Annotated in this window: 15 protein-coding genes; 9 read left to right on the plus strand and 6 right to left on the minus strand. The window is 38.8% G+C overall.

The window, feature by feature from the left end:
• Window positions 1–15 precede the first annotated feature (15 nt).
• The gene (locus H3T46_RS03335) at window positions 16–1,023 is read left to right on the plus strand and encodes a bifunctional GNAT family N-acetyltransferase/(deoxy)nucleoside triphosphate pyrophosphohydrolase (RefSeq protein WP_198197388.1); all 1,008 of its coding nucleotides are present in this window, start codon (window positions 16–18) and stop codon (window positions 1,021–1,023) included.
• Here the strand turns inward: H3T46_RS03335 and H3T46_RS03340 are convergent.
• The gene (locus H3T46_RS03340) at window positions 1,012–1,923 is read right to left on the minus strand and encodes an SMP-30/gluconolactonase/LRE family protein (protein WP_155567124.1); all 912 of its coding nucleotides are present in this window, start codon (window positions 1,921–1,923) and stop codon (window positions 1,012–1,014) included. The genes H3T46_RS03335 and H3T46_RS03340 overlap by 12 nt on opposite strands.
• Window positions 1,924–2,125: 202 nt before the next feature.
• Between H3T46_RS03340 and H3T46_RS03345 the strand changes: the two genes are divergently transcribed.
• Window positions 2,126–2,884 carry a molybdopterin-binding protein gene (locus H3T46_RS03345; RefSeq protein WP_198197389.1) on the plus strand — a complete coding sequence of 253 codons (759 nt, stop codon included), beginning with the start codon at window positions 2,126–2,128 and terminating at the stop codon, window positions 2,882–2,884.
• A gap of 13 nt (window positions 2,885–2,897) precedes the next feature.
• Here H3T46_RS03345 and H3T46_RS03350 read toward each other — a convergent pair whose 3' ends face one another.
• The 3 genes from H3T46_RS03350 to H3T46_RS03360 all read right to left on the minus strand — a co-directional run bounded on the left by H3T46_RS03350 (window position 2,898) and on the right by H3T46_RS03360 (window position 5,177).
• Window positions 2,898–3,854 (minus strand): acetyl-CoA carboxylase carboxyltransferase subunit alpha, encoded by a 957-nt coding sequence (locus H3T46_RS03350; protein WP_198197390.1) that lies wholly within the window; start codon window positions 3,852–3,854, stop codon window positions 2,898–2,900.
• Between the two features lie 106 nt (window positions 3,855–3,960).
• Entirely contained in the window at window positions 3,961–4,854 is an 894-nt protein-coding gene (locus H3T46_RS03355) for a tyrosine recombinase (RefSeq protein WP_198197391.1), read from the minus strand.
• 14 nt (window positions 4,855–4,868) lie between these two features.
• Window positions 4,869–5,177: a hypothetical protein gene (locus tag H3T46_RS03360; RefSeq protein ID WP_155567127.1), complete on the minus strand. Its 309-nt coding sequence runs from the start codon at window positions 5,175–5,177 to the stop codon at window positions 4,869–4,871.
• A 163-nt stretch (window positions 5,178–5,340) separates the two neighbouring features.
• On the opposite strand from H3T46_RS03360, the gene aroB reads away from it, so the two are divergent.
• From aroB to H3T46_RS03375, 3 genes are all read left to right on the plus strand, one after another.
• A complete protein-coding gene (gene aroB, locus H3T46_RS03365; protein WP_198197392.1) occupies window positions 5,341–6,993 on the plus strand; it encodes a 3-dehydroquinate synthase in 1,653 nt (550 codons plus the stop codon).
• 301 nt (window positions 6,994–7,294) lie between these two features.
• Window positions 7,295–8,452 carry an OmpA family protein gene (locus tag H3T46_RS03370; RefSeq protein ID WP_110438312.1) on the plus strand — a complete coding sequence of 386 codons (1,158 nt, stop codon included), beginning with the start codon at window positions 7,295–7,297 and terminating at the stop codon, window positions 8,450–8,452.
• 103 nt (window positions 8,453–8,555) lie between these two features.
• A complete protein-coding gene (locus H3T46_RS03375; protein ID WP_155569465.1) occupies window positions 8,556–8,978 on the plus strand; it encodes a GtrA family protein in 423 nt (140 codons plus the stop codon).
• Window position 8,979: 1 nt separating this feature from the next.
• Here the strand turns inward: H3T46_RS03375 and tenA are convergent, their stop codons facing one another.
• Entirely contained in the window at window positions 8,980–9,675 is a 696-nt protein-coding gene (gene tenA / locus H3T46_RS03380) for a thiaminase II (protein ID WP_155580694.1), read from the minus strand.
• Window positions 9,676–9,837: 162 nt separating this feature from the next.
• Here tenA and alaS point away from each other — a divergent pair, with 162 nt between their 5' ends.
• The 3 genes from alaS to H3T46_RS03395 all read left to right on the plus strand — a co-directional run bounded on the left by alaS (window position 9,838) and on the right by H3T46_RS03395 (window position 14,188).
• Window positions 9,838–12,489: an alanine--tRNA ligase gene (alaS, locus tag H3T46_RS03385; protein ID WP_198197684.1), complete on the plus strand. Its 2,652-nt coding sequence runs from the start codon at window positions 9,838–9,840 to the stop codon at window positions 12,487–12,489.
• A 147-nt stretch (window positions 12,490–12,636) separates the two neighbouring features.
• Entirely contained in the window at window positions 12,637–13,326 is a 690-nt protein-coding gene (locus tag H3T46_RS03390) for a carbonic anhydrase (protein WP_122123839.1), read from the plus strand.
• The gene (locus tag H3T46_RS03395) at window positions 13,274–14,188 is read left to right on the plus strand and encodes an endonuclease/exonuclease/phosphatase family protein (RefSeq protein WP_198197393.1); all 915 of its coding nucleotides are present in this window, start codon (window positions 13,274–13,276) and stop codon (window positions 14,186–14,188) included. Before H3T46_RS03390 ends, H3T46_RS03395 begins: the two co-directional genes overlap by 53 nt.
• Before the next feature lie 143 nt (window positions 14,189–14,331).
• On the opposite strand, the gene H3T46_RS03400 is transcribed toward H3T46_RS03395, so the two are convergent.
• Window positions 14,332–15,240 carry a DUF2076 domain-containing protein gene (locus H3T46_RS03400; protein ID WP_198197394.1) on the minus strand — a complete coding sequence of 303 codons (909 nt, stop codon included), beginning with the start codon at window positions 15,238–15,240 and terminating at the stop codon, window positions 14,332–14,334.
• A 201-nt stretch (window positions 15,241–15,441) separates the two neighbouring features.
• Between H3T46_RS03400 and H3T46_RS03405 the strand changes: the two genes are divergently transcribed.
• A complete protein-coding gene (locus tag H3T46_RS03405) occupies window positions 15,442–16,332 on the plus strand; it encodes a glycine--tRNA ligase subunit alpha (RefSeq protein ID WP_110438318.1) in 891 nt (296 codons plus the stop codon).

Consider the following 16,332-nt stretch of genomic DNA (forward strand, 5'->3'; position numbering starts at 1 on the left):
TCAAAGTGTTTATAAATGGTTATACATCAGCATTTATCCATTCCAACCTTACAAATTGATCAATATCTTTTACGATTGATCCAAAAAAAGGATATCAAAAGCATACATAATCATATTAATGATTGGAATATTGCAAAAATGCTGAGTGACGTGCCATTTCCTTACTCACAAGAATTATTGGAAAAATGGTTTGAAGCCACCCTTCAGCAAATCAAGGCAGGACAATCCTATCACTTTTCAATTATCGATACACAAACCAATCCGGACACAGTTGTAGGTTGTATAGGTTTAACCCTGAATATGGCAGAACAATCTGCCAAAATAGGATATTGGGTTGCTCAGAGATACTGGGGCAATAATATCGCTACCCGAGCCTTGAAACGCTTAACAAATTGGGCGTTAGCCAATCTAAATATCAATTACATTCATGCCACTGCCGCTGATGACAATATTGCCTCTATAGCGGTTTTGAAAAAATGTGATTTTCAACCCTATGGTCAGGGCAAGGAGAAATTTTTAGCTCGTGCTGTTGAACAACCCGTCTCATATTTCCTTTTACAACGGGAAGATATTTGTCCCAACAATCTCAAACCCAATCAAAGTATTTATACATCAAAAGAAAAAAAAATATTGTTAGTTGTAGCCGCCGCACTTATTGATATTGAAGGGAGGCTTTTACTCGCCCGTCGTCCGGAGGGAAAATCAATGGCAGGAATGTGGGAATTTCCAGGCGGAAAAGTTGAACCTAGGGAAACACCTGAAACAGCATTGATTCGAGAATTGAAAGAAGAAATAAATGTCGATATTTCTAAAAGCTGTCTCGCCCCATTCACATTCGCATCCCATGAATATCAGGATTTTCATTTATTGATGCCATTATATGTATGTCATCGTTGGAAAAATGACCCCATACCAAGAGAAAAACAGCAACTTGCATGGGTTACCGCCAATGAGCTTGACCGTTATCTTGTCTTGGAGGCTGACAAACCATTTATTCCACTCTTGAAGGATTTACTCTTCTAATCTTACCTCGTCAGGAATATGAAAAATATTCTGCCTTTTTCCAGCAATATTATTGTCAAAAGTGAATAAGGCACCAGCTTTTGGATATTTTTCAAGATCTTTTTTTGATATTTTGGCACGTGCCGATGTAACAAAAGCCGTTTTTAAATCATTACCACCAAAAGCTATTTTGGTTAAATTCGGACAAGGAAAATCTATTGATTTCAATTTTTGTCCATCAGAGGAATAGACATTTATTTTATGTCCTTGATAAAGACAAACCCACAGATTGTTCTCGCAATCAAGCGCCATGCCATCAGGATATCCTTCCATTTCTTTTAAAAAAAGTCGTTTGTTTGCAAGTTTTTGCCCATCTTCAATATCAAACGAAAAAATTTCATGTGCATTGGAATGACTGCAATATAGGATCTGTTTGTCTTCATCAATTACAGGCCCATTAAGTACCGCATATTCCCTATCCTGCCTTATTACATAAGGTTTAGCCTGATCCCATTTTAACAAATAGAGGGATCCTGTTAATTTTTTTTCTTTTTCATCCATTGATCCAAACCAAAGTTGACCTTTGGCATCAATATATCCATCATTAATTCGATTATTTGGAAATTTTTCCTCTAAGGGATAAAATAACGTCACACTGCCATTAAATAGGCTAAACCAATATAAACCGTCTTCCATACCGCATAAATAAACAGATCGATTGGTTGGAAAAAAAAATGTAGGTTTCTTGTGAGTATTCCAGCTTTTCTTCTGATTGTCATTTAAGCGGTATTGATGAATTTTTTTGCCCTCAATATCAACAAAATAAACCGCTTTTTCAGAGGCATTCCACATAACCCCCTCCCCCAACTCTGATTGGGTTTCCCAAATGGCGGATGGACATGACGAATTAATTGTAATCATTATAAACCCCTTTTTGAAAGGCTTTTTAAATTAAACAAAAAGAAATTCAATATTTGCAATAATAATTATTTTAACATAAAACTGTTTATACTAAACATTTACTTTGGAATTTTCTTAAACAATTCTTAATTTTAAATATAATTCTCTGTAATTTTTCAGTACTTAAATATTGTAACTGTTTTAACAATTGGACTTTTGTAAAATGACTCTAAATCCAACTGCTTCAATTATGGTTATCGGAAATGAAATTCTTTCAGGCCGTACCCAAGACGTGAATATAAATTATATTGCGAAAGGATTAACCTGTTCCGGAATTAAACTCATAGAAACCCGTATCATTCCTGATGATCAAAAAATAATCATCAAAACAGTTAATGAATTACGTGCTGCATATGATTATGTGTTTTCTACAGGGGGAATCGGTCCTACCCATGATGATATAACTTCCGAGGCTATAGCAGAGGCGTTTGGTGTACCCAATCCAATTCATCCAGAAATATCCCGATTATTGGAAGAACATATTGGCAAGGAAAAATATAATGACGCCCATAGAAAAATGGCTCGTTTCCCACTAGGGGCTACGCCCATTCCCAATCCTGTATCCTTAGCGCCGGGATATGGAATCAACAATGTATATGTTATGGCTGGCGTTCCCCAAATCATGCGTGCAATGTTTGATCAAATATTGCCCACCTTACACCATGGCAAGCCAATTGTTTCAAAAAGCTGGTACGCTTTTCATGCCTCTGAAGGCAAAATTGCGCATGATCTAGCACATATACAGGATCAGTTTCATAACCTTGATATTGGATCCTATCCATTTTACAAAAATGAAGATCAAAATGGAATAGCATTGGTTGTCAAAGGTCAGGACCAAGATGCCGTTCAGCGTGCCGCTCAACAAATCCATCAGTTGTTTATCCGGATGGGATACGACCCACACGAAGGTGAGCCCATTTGAACCCTGGTTTTAACTAGTTTATTTCCTCACGCCCCATGGCAAGGAACTTATTTCTACGTTTAGCCTGAAGAACCTGTTCTGGAACTAAGGCGAGTTCGCCAAATGCAGCTTCAATCGCCTTTTGAACATTACTGATCGCAGTCTCTGGATCTCGTTGCGCTCCACCAACCGGTTCCTCGATAATTTGATCAATTAATTTGAATTTCAACAAATCCTGAGCCGTCAAACGTAATGCGCCTGCCGCCTGAGCCGCTTGTGATGCATCCCGCCATAATATGGAGGAACAAGCCTCAGGAGAAATAACTGAATAAATCGCATGTTCAAGCATCAGAATTTTGTCAGCCGTTGCCAGAGCGATTGCCCCTCCCGATCCACCTTCACCAATGATAACGGAGACAATGGGAGTTGTTGCCCTAAGGCATGTCTCAATTGATTTTGCAATGGCCTCAGCCTGACCATGTTGTTCCGCATCAATCCCAGGCCATGCTCCTGGCGTGTCAATCAACATGATAATCGGTAAATTAAATTGTCCTGCCAGTTTAATTAAACGTTGAGCTTTTCTATATCCTTCAGGCCTGGCCATCCCAAAATTATGCTTTAGTCTTGTATCAAGATCGGAACCTCGCTCTATCCCGATCACAACAACAGATTGCCCTTTGAATCTTCCCAATCCACCGATAATGGCATGATCTTCTGCATAAAGACGATCCCCTGCCAATGGCATGAAGTTGTCAATCATACCTTTAATATAATCCAAAGCATGCGGACGTTGCGCATGTCGTGACACCTGAACTTTTTGCCAGGGTGTTAGTTTGTTATATATAACTCGCAGCTGTTTTTCAGCCTTTTCCGTAAGCGTTTGCAATTCTTCGGCAATATTAATTTCTGTGGCGGTTTCAACACGTTGCAATTCATAAATTTTATTTTCGAGTTCTGCAACGGATTTTTCAAAGTCCAAAAATTGACGCATGATTATAAAAGATTACCAATTAAACGTTAATAACAGATCAGTGTAATGTATATTATCAATCAAATAAATTTTTAATTGTATAAATTACAATATTTTTTTAATAAAATTATTTTTTCATACTCAGGGGATGAAAATCCTGCACTATTTTTTTTAGGTGTTCAGTCTGTAAATGGGTATAAATTTGTGTCGTCGAAATATCAGCATGCCCCAACATCATCTGCAATGAACGCAAATCTGCCCCATGTGCCAACATATGACTGGCAAATGAATGACGTAAAACATGGGGAGACAGCCTGCAAGGATCAAGATTGGCCCTTAATGCAACTTCGAACAATATTTTATCAAATCCCTGCCGCGTTAAATGATTTTGCGGGTTTCGTCCAGGAAACAGAAAGACACTCTTTAAACTCGCATCGTTTTTTTTAAGCACCAATGCCGCTTTTACCGCTGCATCTGAAACAGGTATTAACCTTTCACGTCTGCCTTTTCCGTATATTCGCAAAATTTTTGTTGCTTGCTGAATCTGGTCCTTGCGCAGAGATAACAACTCAGATATGCGTAATCCCGAACTATACAGAATTTCCAAAGCTGCCTTGGCAACAAGTGACCGTCTGTAATCGTCAAGGAATTCACTTGCTGATAACAGGTTAAAAACTTCCTGTTCGCTCAGATATTTGGGTAATGATTGTGGCAAACAGGGGGATTGCACTAAATAAGTGGGATCATCGGAGCGAATATTCTCCTGAACCAAAAAACCATAAAACTGACGCAGACATGACAACCTTCTTATTGCTGTTCGCGCTGTTTTTCCCTCTTGACCCAAAAATTCAAAATATTGATGAATATCACATTTAGAAACCCTGTCTATTTCTAGATCTCTGGCTTGCAAATAATCCATAAAATCTTTTAAATCAGTTTGATACGCCTGATATGTATTTGCGGTAACCCCTCTCTCTGCCACCAGCATTTCCAAAAAAAAATCAATCAGATCTCTGTTCATGATTTATTCAAAATCTATTGATTGGGCATTGTATTCAACGCATTTCCAGGAACTTTTCCAGGCTGGGGAATTGTTGGAGTGTTTATCGGAGCAGGCGCTGAAGCATTATGAGCGTTTGCATTGTTGTAGGGAACGATAATGGGGGGAGCGCCAGGGACAACAGGTACAGATGGCAAAGTTGTATGTTGCTGGGCTTTGGGAATGGAAATAACCTTGTGAACTTCTCTGATCGGCATTTCGGGTGTTTGCAAGCAAAAAAACACTACCCCTGCCACAAGCAATATAACTATTAATCCAAAGAGAATAACAAATAATCGACGCATTATGGCTTCCTGATGTAAAATTACTCGTTGATGTTTTAATAATAACAGCTTGATTTCATACCATACTACAATTAATTTTTAATAGTCTGGATTTTATAAATTCTCTCAAAAATTAAATAAAATCTCAATTTATCAATTTTTATTCCTGTATTTGATCGACCACATGACTGATATACCTAGCAAATTATTAAATCGACCACTTGTTTTAATCGGTCTGATGGGGGCTGGAAAAACAACGATTGGTAAAAAAATTGCAGACTTGCTTTCCATACCCTTCATCGATTCGGATAAAGAAATAGAAACTACGGCTGGATGCAGTATCGCTGATATTTTCGAACAATATGGAGAAGAGGAATTCCGTCGTGTGGAAAACCAGGTTATCCAACGTTTATTGGATCAAGCCCCCTTGATTCTCGCAACAGGTGGTGGAGCCTACATGCATCCGGAGACAAGAAAAACCTTAAAGGAAAAAGCAACCACCCTTTGGCTACATTGTGATCTGGAAACACTTTTCAAGCGCGTTTCCAAAAATACCAACCGCCCCTTATTGAATGTCGATAATAAAAAAGAGATACTCTCCTCCCTTATGAAAAAACGTTACCCTGTCTATGCCGAGGCAGATATTGTCGTTGAATGTAAGGATAAAGACATTGATACAACAATTAATCTTGTTATCTCAGCTCTAGAAAATTCAAGTAAAATGCATATTTTACCCATAACCCTGTCAAAAAATCATTACGACGTAATTATTGGTTCTGATATATTACAGCAATGTGGAACATTGATTTTACCTTTATTAAAGCAAAAGAAAGTTTTTATTCTGGCGGATCAGACAGTTGCCGACCTTCATCTGGACAAACTTATCCATAGTCTTGATTTAGTACACGTAAATTATGAAGTTATCCTGCTTCCTCCTGGGGAAAAAACAAAATCCTTTCGATATTATGAAAAAGTCACGCACACATTGTTAGAAAAAGGGGTTGAGCGAAATTCAACGATTTTGGCATTCGGTGGTGGCGTTACAGGAGATTTGGCAGGATTTTCAGCTGCCACCGTGTTACGTGGAGTGCCATTCATTCAAATCCCCACCACCCTGCTTTCTCAAGTCGATTCTTCCGTAGGCGGAAAAACCGGTATCAATACATCGGTGGGTAAAAATCTGCTTGGGGCCTTTTACCAACCAGAAGTCGTTCTCGCAGATACAAAGATTTTGGACACACTCCCCCAAAGAGAATTACAGGCCGGTTATGCAGAAATTGTTAAAGCTGGTTTGATCAATGATCCAGAATTATTCAAATGGTGTGAAAAAAACGGTAAAAAAGTCATAAGTAAAGAACATGCTTGTCTGGCCAAGGCCATCGAAATGGCTTGTCAATTTAAAGCAAGGATTATTCAAAATGATGAATATGAACAGCAATCGACAGGCAGAAACCTCCTGAATCTCGGTCACAGTTTGGGACATACGCTGGAAGCGGAACTGGGTTATGATGGTCGTTTACTGCACGGAGAAGCCGTTGCACTGGGTTGCTGCCTGATCTTCAAATTATGCACCCAAATGGGCATATGTCCGGAGAAAGACACACAACGTGTCATTCATCATTTCGAATCTGTAAACCTACCTGTTACAATAAAAAGGCTTTCTCAACCCATACGGGCCTCAAATCTTCTTAATCATTTGAAACATGATAAAAAAAGCCAAAACAATAAAATAACGTTTATACTTGTCAATGGGATAGGAAAAGCTTTCACATCACAAGATGTTAGTGAAAAACAGCTGTACAGTCTCCTAATCGAGGACGGTTGTATACAGGACTAAAATTGTTGCATATAAAACACATGAATTAATTCTAATCAATAAAGTATATATGAAAGATTGTCATTCAATAAAATCTTTTATAAATTGCCGAATATCTGAAAATCTTTATAGAAATTAGAAGGTAAAGCCCTTTTCTGTGTTTTTTTAGTTACATTACATTAATAACTATAATCACCGCATTAAAATCCTTCTAATTTTTCAAAGATATAGATTATAGTAAATTATAGAGTATAAATTTAAAGAGCTTCCGCCTTAATTGGCGGTCTATCGCTCGAAACTTATAAAAGAAGGATGTGTCAAGATGCGTCTTCGCACTGCATTGCTTGCAACGACTTTCGCGGTTGCTACTCCCGCCGCAGCGATGGCTAGCACAATTACTGGCCCTTATGTTAGCTTAGGTGGCGGTTATAACCTTGTTCAAACACAACATGCCCATTTCAAAAATGGTACCAATGCCGGTGGTAGGCTTGATAACGGTAAGGGAACCTCATCAAAACTGCGCCATAATACCGGTTTCACAACCATGGGTTCTTTTGGTTGGGGATTTGGTAACGGTCTCCGCGTGGAAGTTGAAGGTGTTTATAACTACTCCAACATCAGCGGACGTCATGGAACCCCTGTTTCCGCATACAAAACCAAAGGACATGACCAAGGTTATGGCGGATTGATCAATGTTCTTTATGATATTGACTTGCGTCAATTCGGCATTGACGTCCCTGTCACCCCATTCGTGGGTATTGGTGCCGGTTATCTCTGGCAAAATATGGCTCCATTAGATACAGTTTACCGTAATGGTAATAAAAACCGTATCGGTGGAACAGGTGGAAGCTTTGCCTATCAAGGTATCGTCGGTGCTGCCTATGATATCCCAGGTGTTCCAGGATTGGCAGTTACAACTGAGTACCGTATGATGGGTCAATTGGATGACCATCGTTCATACAATTCAAGTGCCTGGGTTGGCGGAAACCATTATAACAGCCACAGAGGCGTTAAAATGGATCACCGCTTCAATCATCAGTTTATCTTGGGTCTGCGTTATGCATTTGACACCGCACCACCAGCACCTCCTCCAGCTCCACCAACTGTAGTTGCTCCACCACAACCATCTGTAGCTCGCACCTACCTAGTATTCTTCGATTTCGACAAATCAGCATTGACACCTCGTGCACGTGAAATCGTAAGAGAAGCTGCTCAGGCTTCAACACGTGTTCAAACAACACGTATCGAAGTTAACGGATATACAGATAACTCTTCTGCACATCCAGGTCCTCGTGGTCAACGCTATAACATGGGTCTTTCAATCAGACGTGCCAAAAGCGTGAAAGCTGAATTAATCCGTGACGGTGTTCCAGCAACAGCAATTGATATTCATGGTTATGGTGAATCTCATCCATTGGTTCCAACAGGACCAAATACACGTGAACCACAAAACCGTCGCGTGGAAATTATTCTTAAATAATTTTCAAGAAATTATCTGAGTAATGTAAAAGAGATACTTAAAATTAAGTATCTCTTTTTATTTTTAAAAAACAATCAGGCCAATTTATTTTTAAAGGTTCTTTTTGATATCAATCGGTCATAAACAACAACTTTTTCAATTTATTAAATTTGGTATTGTTGGATCATCCGGTCTGGGAATTGATATTCTAGCTGTATACTTGTTACGGCCCTTAATTGGATTAACCTCGGCAACCCTTGCCGCTTATTTTATAGCCGCAAGTTCTAACTGGTTCATAAACAGACTCTGGACATTTGGAAATATTAATCATCGTCATTCTATCTTTGCACAATGGATACGATTTATTATGACCAACATTCTTGGTTTTTGTTGCAATAGAGGAATTGTTTTCTTTTTATTTTTCCTAAATTCGTTTTTTAGGTACTATGCTTTTATACCTTTAATTATTGGTGCAATGACTGGAATGCTAGCGAATTTCCATTTATCGCGCAAATTGGTTTATAATGATTCCATATCAAAAAGGTAAATTATTTTTTTCCAACGTTCCAAAAGGCAGTTTCCAATTGAACAACCTCCTTAAACTTACGTAGAATCATTGGATAACGTTGTTCCGCTCCATACTGAAAAGCAATTTGATCCAGAAACATAATACTTTTCTTTACAAGATTGTAATAGCTATCACTTCCGTACGTTTCCAACCAAGATAAATACGGATGGTCCCTTTTATCAAATTCTTGATCATTTAATAAATTCAAACCGATTTCACCGTACCCTATCAAACATGGTAATATTAGAATTACGATATCTAACAAATCACCCTGCATACTTTTTGTAAGCAAATATTGGCTGTATGCAATAAGTTCGATTGATTTCCTTTCATTTTCAATAAAGTCAATTTCTATTCCCCATTGCTTGCAATATGATAAATGCAATGGAAGCTCTATTTCGATAAGCCCTTTCAATAATGATAAAAAATATTGCATTTCCCATAATGAATTACTTTTATAAATCGCTAGGGCCTCAACACGACTGTAGTCAAGAAGATATAAATAATCCTGAACTAGATATTTTCTAAATTCCTCTGCCGGCAAGCTTCCCTTACCCAGCGCCTTGACAAAGGGATGATGGATAAATTGTTGCCATTCCTTCTGACAATCCTGTCGTAACCGACCAAATAATCCTTCAGAAAATAAAGAATACGTATTTTTATCATTATCAAACATTAAATCTTGACTTTCATGACAAAAGCTTAAATAGCTGTACTGTAAAAAACATTTTGAATAATAATATATACGGTTAGATTAATTTCCATATTACTCTTATCCAGTTCGTTTAAAATATTATTTTAACATATCAGGATTGTTCATTCTACCATGTCCACCACAATGCCAAGCACAAATGAAATACGGTCGCACTTTTTGAATTATTTTTCTAAAAATGATCATCAAATTGTACCATCCTCATCTTTGGTTCCCCAGAATGACCCTACTCTGCTTTTTACAAATGCAGGAATGGTACAATTCAAAAATGTGTTTACCGGACAGGAACAACGTCCCTATTCACGTGCCACAACTGCACAAAAGGTTGTTCGGGCTGGTGGCAAGCACAATGATCTTGATAATGTTGGATATACCGCTCGTCATCATACTTTTTTTGAAATGCTCGGAAATTTCTCTTTCGGAGATTATTTTAAGGAAAAAGCAATCTATCTGGCATGGAACCTAATCACTGGCGAATTTAGATTACCTAGGGAAAAACTCCTTGTCACCGTCTATTCGGATGATAATGAAGCAGCTGATTTATGGAAAAAAATAGCTGGCTTTTCCGATGACCGAATTATCCGTATTAACAGTTCAGATAACTTCTGGCGTATGGGAGATACAGGCCCATGTGGACCATGTTCAGAAATTTTCTATGACCATGGCGAAGATGTATTTGGAGGCCCCCCGGGATCCAAGGACGAGGATGGAGACCGTTTCGTAGAAATATGGAATTTGGTTTTCATGCAATATTTTGAAAATCCACCAGGTACACGAAATCCCTTACCCCGTCCATCAATTGATACAGGAATGGGATTGGAGCGATTTGCCGCAATTATGCAAGGGAAAAGAGACAATTTTGATATTGATACTTTTCAGGTCTTGATCAGGGCATCTGCTGAAGTTACTGATACAGCTCCATTTGGTCCCCATAAAGTCAGTCATCGTGTCGTTGCAGATCATCTTCGCTCTTCGGCTTTCCTTATTGCTGATGGTGTCTTACCGTCCAAAGACGGACGTGGTTATGTATTACGTCGTATTATGCGCAGAGCCATGCGTCATTTACACATGATCGGCACTCAACAACCGGTATTTTACAAGCTTTTACCTGCATTAATCGAGGAAATGGGAAGCGCCTATCCTGAACTGATACATTATGAAACTTTGATTTCTGAAACCTTATACAATGAAGAACAACGTTTCAAATCAATGCTGGATCGGGGTCTTTCCCTTTTGAATGAGGAAAGCGGCAAGTTACCGTCACATGGTAAATTGCCTGGTGATATTGCTTTCAAACTGTATGATACTTATGGTTTCCCTCTGGATTTAACAGCTGACGCGCTTCGTGAAAAAGGATTGACCGTTGATCACGAAGGTTTTGATAAAGCCATGGCCGAACAACGTAACCGAGCCAGAGCCGCATGGGTTGGTTCCGGTGATAATGCAACTGAAACAATATGGTTTGAACTCAAGGATAAATTTGGATCATCTGAATTTCTTGGATACAAGAATAATAGGGCTGATGCTGAAATTCAGGCAATTATCATTGATGGTCAATTGGTAAACCAAGCAGAAAAAGGTAAAGAAATCAGTATCTTGTTAAACCAGACCCCCTTTTATGGTGAAAGTGGTGGTCAGGCTGGGGATCAGGGAATCATTTTCAATAAAAGCAGTATTATCGAGATTAAAGATACGCAGAAGAAACTTGGCGAACTGATCCTTCATCATGGAATTGTAAAAAAAGGCCAGATTAAGATCAATGATACGGTCACGGCTGAAATTGATACTGCTTACAGACAGACAATTCAGGCACATCATTCTGCCACCCATCTGTTACATCGTGCATTGAGAGAACAATTCGGGACACATGTCACCCAAAAAGGAAGTCTGAATACAGCAGAACGCTTAAGATTTGATTTCAGTCTCTCCAAACCGATTACACGCAATGAACTGGATATTGTCGAAGCAAAGGTTAATGCACAAATCCGGAAAAATTTACCGGTCAGAACGCAAATCATGACGCCGGAACAAGCTAATAGACTTGGTGCAATGGCATTGTTCAATGAAAAATATGGTGAGGAAGTCCGTGTGGTTTCAATGGGAAATGGAGATGATATTGCCAATCCACAAACCGCATGGTCCATTGAACTTTGCGGTGGAACCCATGTCAATCGCACCGGAGATATAGGTTTATTTCATATAATTTCTGAAAGCGGGGTGGCTGCCGGAATAAGACGTATTGAAGCCGTTGCTGGTTTGGCCGCGGAAAATTATTTCAAACAGAATTTAAATATATTAAATGAAATAGCCTCTCTTCTTAATACTGCCTCTGTACAACTTACCGATAGAGTGCAGTTGTTATTAAACGAAAGAAAAGAGCTAAAACAGCAAATATCCAAATTGCAGCACCAATTGACAATCGGCAAAGATATGCAAAATGTCATTGAGACAATCAATGGCATTGAACTTATTTTCCGTGATGTTGGTGAAATCCCGCCAAAAGAATTAAAACCTTTGGCTGAAAGTCTTGTTAAACAGCTTCAAAATGGAATAGCTGTCGTATTGTCATCCTTTGGTGAAAAAGCATCCATCGTTGTTGCCGTAACTGCTGAATTAAGCAAAATTGTAAGTGCAATTGATTTGGTTAGAATGGCGAGTTCGATTGCGGGCGGTAAAGGTGGTGGTGGAAGACCAGATATGGCGCAAGCTGGAGGGCCTGATATTAATAAGGCAAATGATATTTTTGAGAAAATAAAAAGCCATATCAATTCTTTATGATACTGCATTCAAGGCAGGCTCATCATGGTCTGCTTTTTCATCATAATTATTGGTTATTTATCCTGCATGATCATACTTTCGCCGTAAAATTGTACATAATATCATACAGTTAGCTGTTCAATTCATTCCGAAATGAAAGATCACAATATGTCGGAAAACAACCCTCAACTAACCCTCCTTGATATTTTAAAAGGTGTAAAGAAATTTCGAACGGATATTTATCCGGAACGTAAAGAATTATATTGTCAACTTGCCAATGGACAATCCCCTAAAACACTTTTCATAACTTGTGCAGACAGTCGAATAAGTCCTGAATCCCTGACCCAGCAACCTCCCGGAAATTTATTTGTCTTGCGTAATATTGGTAATATTGTACCTGCTTATGGTAACAGCTTCGGAGGAGTAACATCCGCAGTTGAATATGCAGTTTCCGCCCTAAAGGTTTCTACGATTATTATTTGTGGACATTCTGATTGTGGCGCGATGAGTGCCCTTATACATCCTGAAAAATTGAATTCAATGCCAGCCGTAAGAAAATGGTTACAATATGCCGAAACAGCCCATGCCATTACAGACGCACTTTCTGCCACTGATGTCGGCCCCGAAAGCATCCAAAGTTTAACGGAACACAATGTCCTGCTTCAACTCGCACATTTAAGAACTCATCCTTCAGTTGCTGGTGCCTTGGCAAAAAAAGAAATTATTCTTCAAGGATGGTATTATGATATTCCAAAAGGTAAGATTTATGTGTTAGATGAAGAAACAAGAAATGATATGACCGTCGATGAAGCTATTTCCATGCTGCAGAATCGTATCAACCAAAATACCAAAGCTTAAGAAAACTATTGCTGTATTGAGCTGCTGGTTTGCTTTTTTTGCATCTTTTACACTGCATGCCAGAACAATCAAGATAACCACCTGGAACACAGAGTGGTTATTATCAAAATCAGATCTTGATAAATATGAAATACCAAATGATATTCAAGCAAGACACTCCAAGAATTTCACAAGATTGTCTTTATATGCAAGAAAATTGAACAGCGATATAATTGCCTTGCAGGAAGTGGGATCAGTCGAAACCGCAAGACGAATCCTTCCTGAAGACCAATATGATTTTTATATAACTCAGGATAATATCGCCCAACATCCTGTCCTGGCCATTCGAAAAAAACTTTCTTACAATATTATAAAAAACCCTGATCTTACCGCTTTGAGTAAGAATGACAAAACCCATATTTTACGAAGTGGTCTTGATCTTACCCTATACGATCATCGCATAAATATTCGAATTCTGGTTGTACATTTAAAGGCTCATTGCCCTGAAAGATCTCTTTATTCCCAACAAAAAGCATGTAATATCTTGAATCAACAGAAAATAATTATCCAAAAATGGATTGCAGACAGAATAAAAGACAAACAGGCTTTCATTATTTTAGGAGATTTTAACCGTATAGTGTCATTTAATGATGAATTTTTTCAATCCTTTTCAACAGAATCTAGTTTATCAATTCCAACATCTCAACTTGCTTCACCATGCTGGGGAGGCAATTATTTTCTTGATGGATTTATTTTGGATCCCATCTTAAGTGAATCCATTATTCCTAATACGTTAAAAGTATTGGTATACAAAGAAAAACAATATATGATGCATGCTGATCTGTCAGATCATTGTCCTGTCTCTTTAAATTTGTCTTTATAACAAAAAATGATTTGTTCTTTTTTCACCTAAGATTTTTTAAATTTCCTCAATAATAAAAGCCTTTTATCACCTAATTTTTAAAAGGATCAATCTCGCCAGAAAGGTTAACCCTTTTATGATTTAGACAATGAAATCAGTTAATATTAGAAACTATCGTCTCCCCAGCCTCCATCATCACCACCCCAGTCACCACCATCATCAGAGCCCCAATCAGCAGAATCTCCAGAATTACCCCAATCTGTATCATTTCCGCTGTTACTGAAACCATCATCAGCATAATTATCAAATCCGGCACCAGAATTGTTACCAGCATCAAAATTCGGATCAACTGCGGTACCCTCACCCGTAAAGGGATCACTGCCACCTGCTGTTCCTGCAAACGGATCATTCGGATCTGCAGCAGACATTGGTGCAGCACCATTAACTGCATGATGGCCACCAAACAATCCACTCAATGCATTATAAGCCATCATACCTCCGGCAACACCAGCTGCCGTCGACAATGCACTGCCTAAAAATCCATTTCCACCCCGATTAAACATTCCTCGTTGATAACCTGGGGGATAATTCACAGCCGGAGGTTGTTGCTGTCCATAAGGTGTATTCATAGACTGATTTGTTTGTGGTTGTGGCCGATTAGGATTTCCTCCCCATCCTGGCGGCATTTGTTGGGATTGAGGCGACATTTGAGTTTGCGACCGGTTTCCGCCACCAAAAAGCCCTCCCAGAAATCCTCCTGAACGAGGTTGGCTTGATTGGGCCTGAGCCTGTTTCAGCTGTTGAATCTGTTGTTGCATCTGCTGTAATTGCCATTCCAGCTGACGAATACGATTCTGAGATTCAACCAAGGCGGCTTCCTGAACGATGGCCATTTGTGTCATACGATAGCCCGCTTCAGGATATTTCTGCAAATTACTGTTAATCAGTTGATTGGCTTCAGAATCAATAGGGGGTAACGGACTGGCTGTTCCAACCGTATTTGGAGAAGCTGTTTTTTTTCCACTGACACGTTCAAAAAATTGATTGATCAATTGCTGTTCGTCATTATTCATCTTTGATTAACCTTTAAAATTATCTTTGGATTTCTCTTTATATTTTAATTATAAGACAAATTTTTGAAGATGATTCACTTTTCTTGTCATATCATCAAGATCGTATTATTTATTTAATCTTATTCGTAACCATCGATAGACTAAAAAATAATTAACACTTATTATTCGTTATTTTTGCATTCTTTTGGAATTATATAATTCATGCCATCGCATACACCCTTTCAACCAGCTTCAACAAAAAAAACGTTATCATTCCAGGGACTGATCTTAAAGTTACATGAATTCTGGAATTCTCAAGGTTGTGCATTATTACAACCTTATGATCTTGAAATCGGCGCGGGAACATTATCACCACACACGACATTACGAGCGTTGGGCGACAAACCTTGGAAAGCGGCCTATGTTCAACCCTGTCGGCGTCCAACAGATGGACGATATGGTGAAAACCCCAACCGTTTACAACATTATTATCAATATCAGGTTCTACTGAAGCCATCCCCTGAGAATAGTCAGGAACTATTGCTTGAAAGTTATAAAGCCATCGGTATCAATCCAAAAGAGCACGATATTCGTTTTGTTGAAGATGACTGGGAAAATCCCACAATTGGCGCGTGGGGACTTGGATGGGAGGTTTGGTGTGACGGTATGGAGGTCACTCAATTCACCTATTTCCAGCAGGTTGGCGGGATAACAACCTCTATTCCTTCAACTGAACTTACATACGGTCTGGAACGATTGGCCATGTATATTCAGGGCGTTGAGAATGTCTATGATTTGGCCTTCAATGATCACGGTCTGACCTATGGAGAGGTTTTTCTCAGGGCTGAAAAGGATTATTCCCGTTACAATTTTGAATGTGCAGACACGACCCTTTTATTCAATCATTTCAAGGATGCAGAAAAAGAATCCAATGCGTTGGTCCAACAGAAACTTGCTCAGCCAGCCTACGATCAGTGTTTGAAAGCAAGCCACTTATTCAACCTGCTTGATGCCCGTGGAGTCATCAGCGTGAATGAACGCGCTTCCTATATTGGTCGCATTCGTAATTTGGCAAAACAATGTTGTGAAACTTGGCTGGCAGAGGAAAAATAA

The sequence above is a fragment of the Commensalibacter sp. M0133 genome (assembly GCF_016101485.1).
Taxonomy (GTDB): Bacteria; Pseudomonadota; Alphaproteobacteria; order Acetobacterales; family Acetobacteraceae; genus Commensalibacter; species Commensalibacter melissae.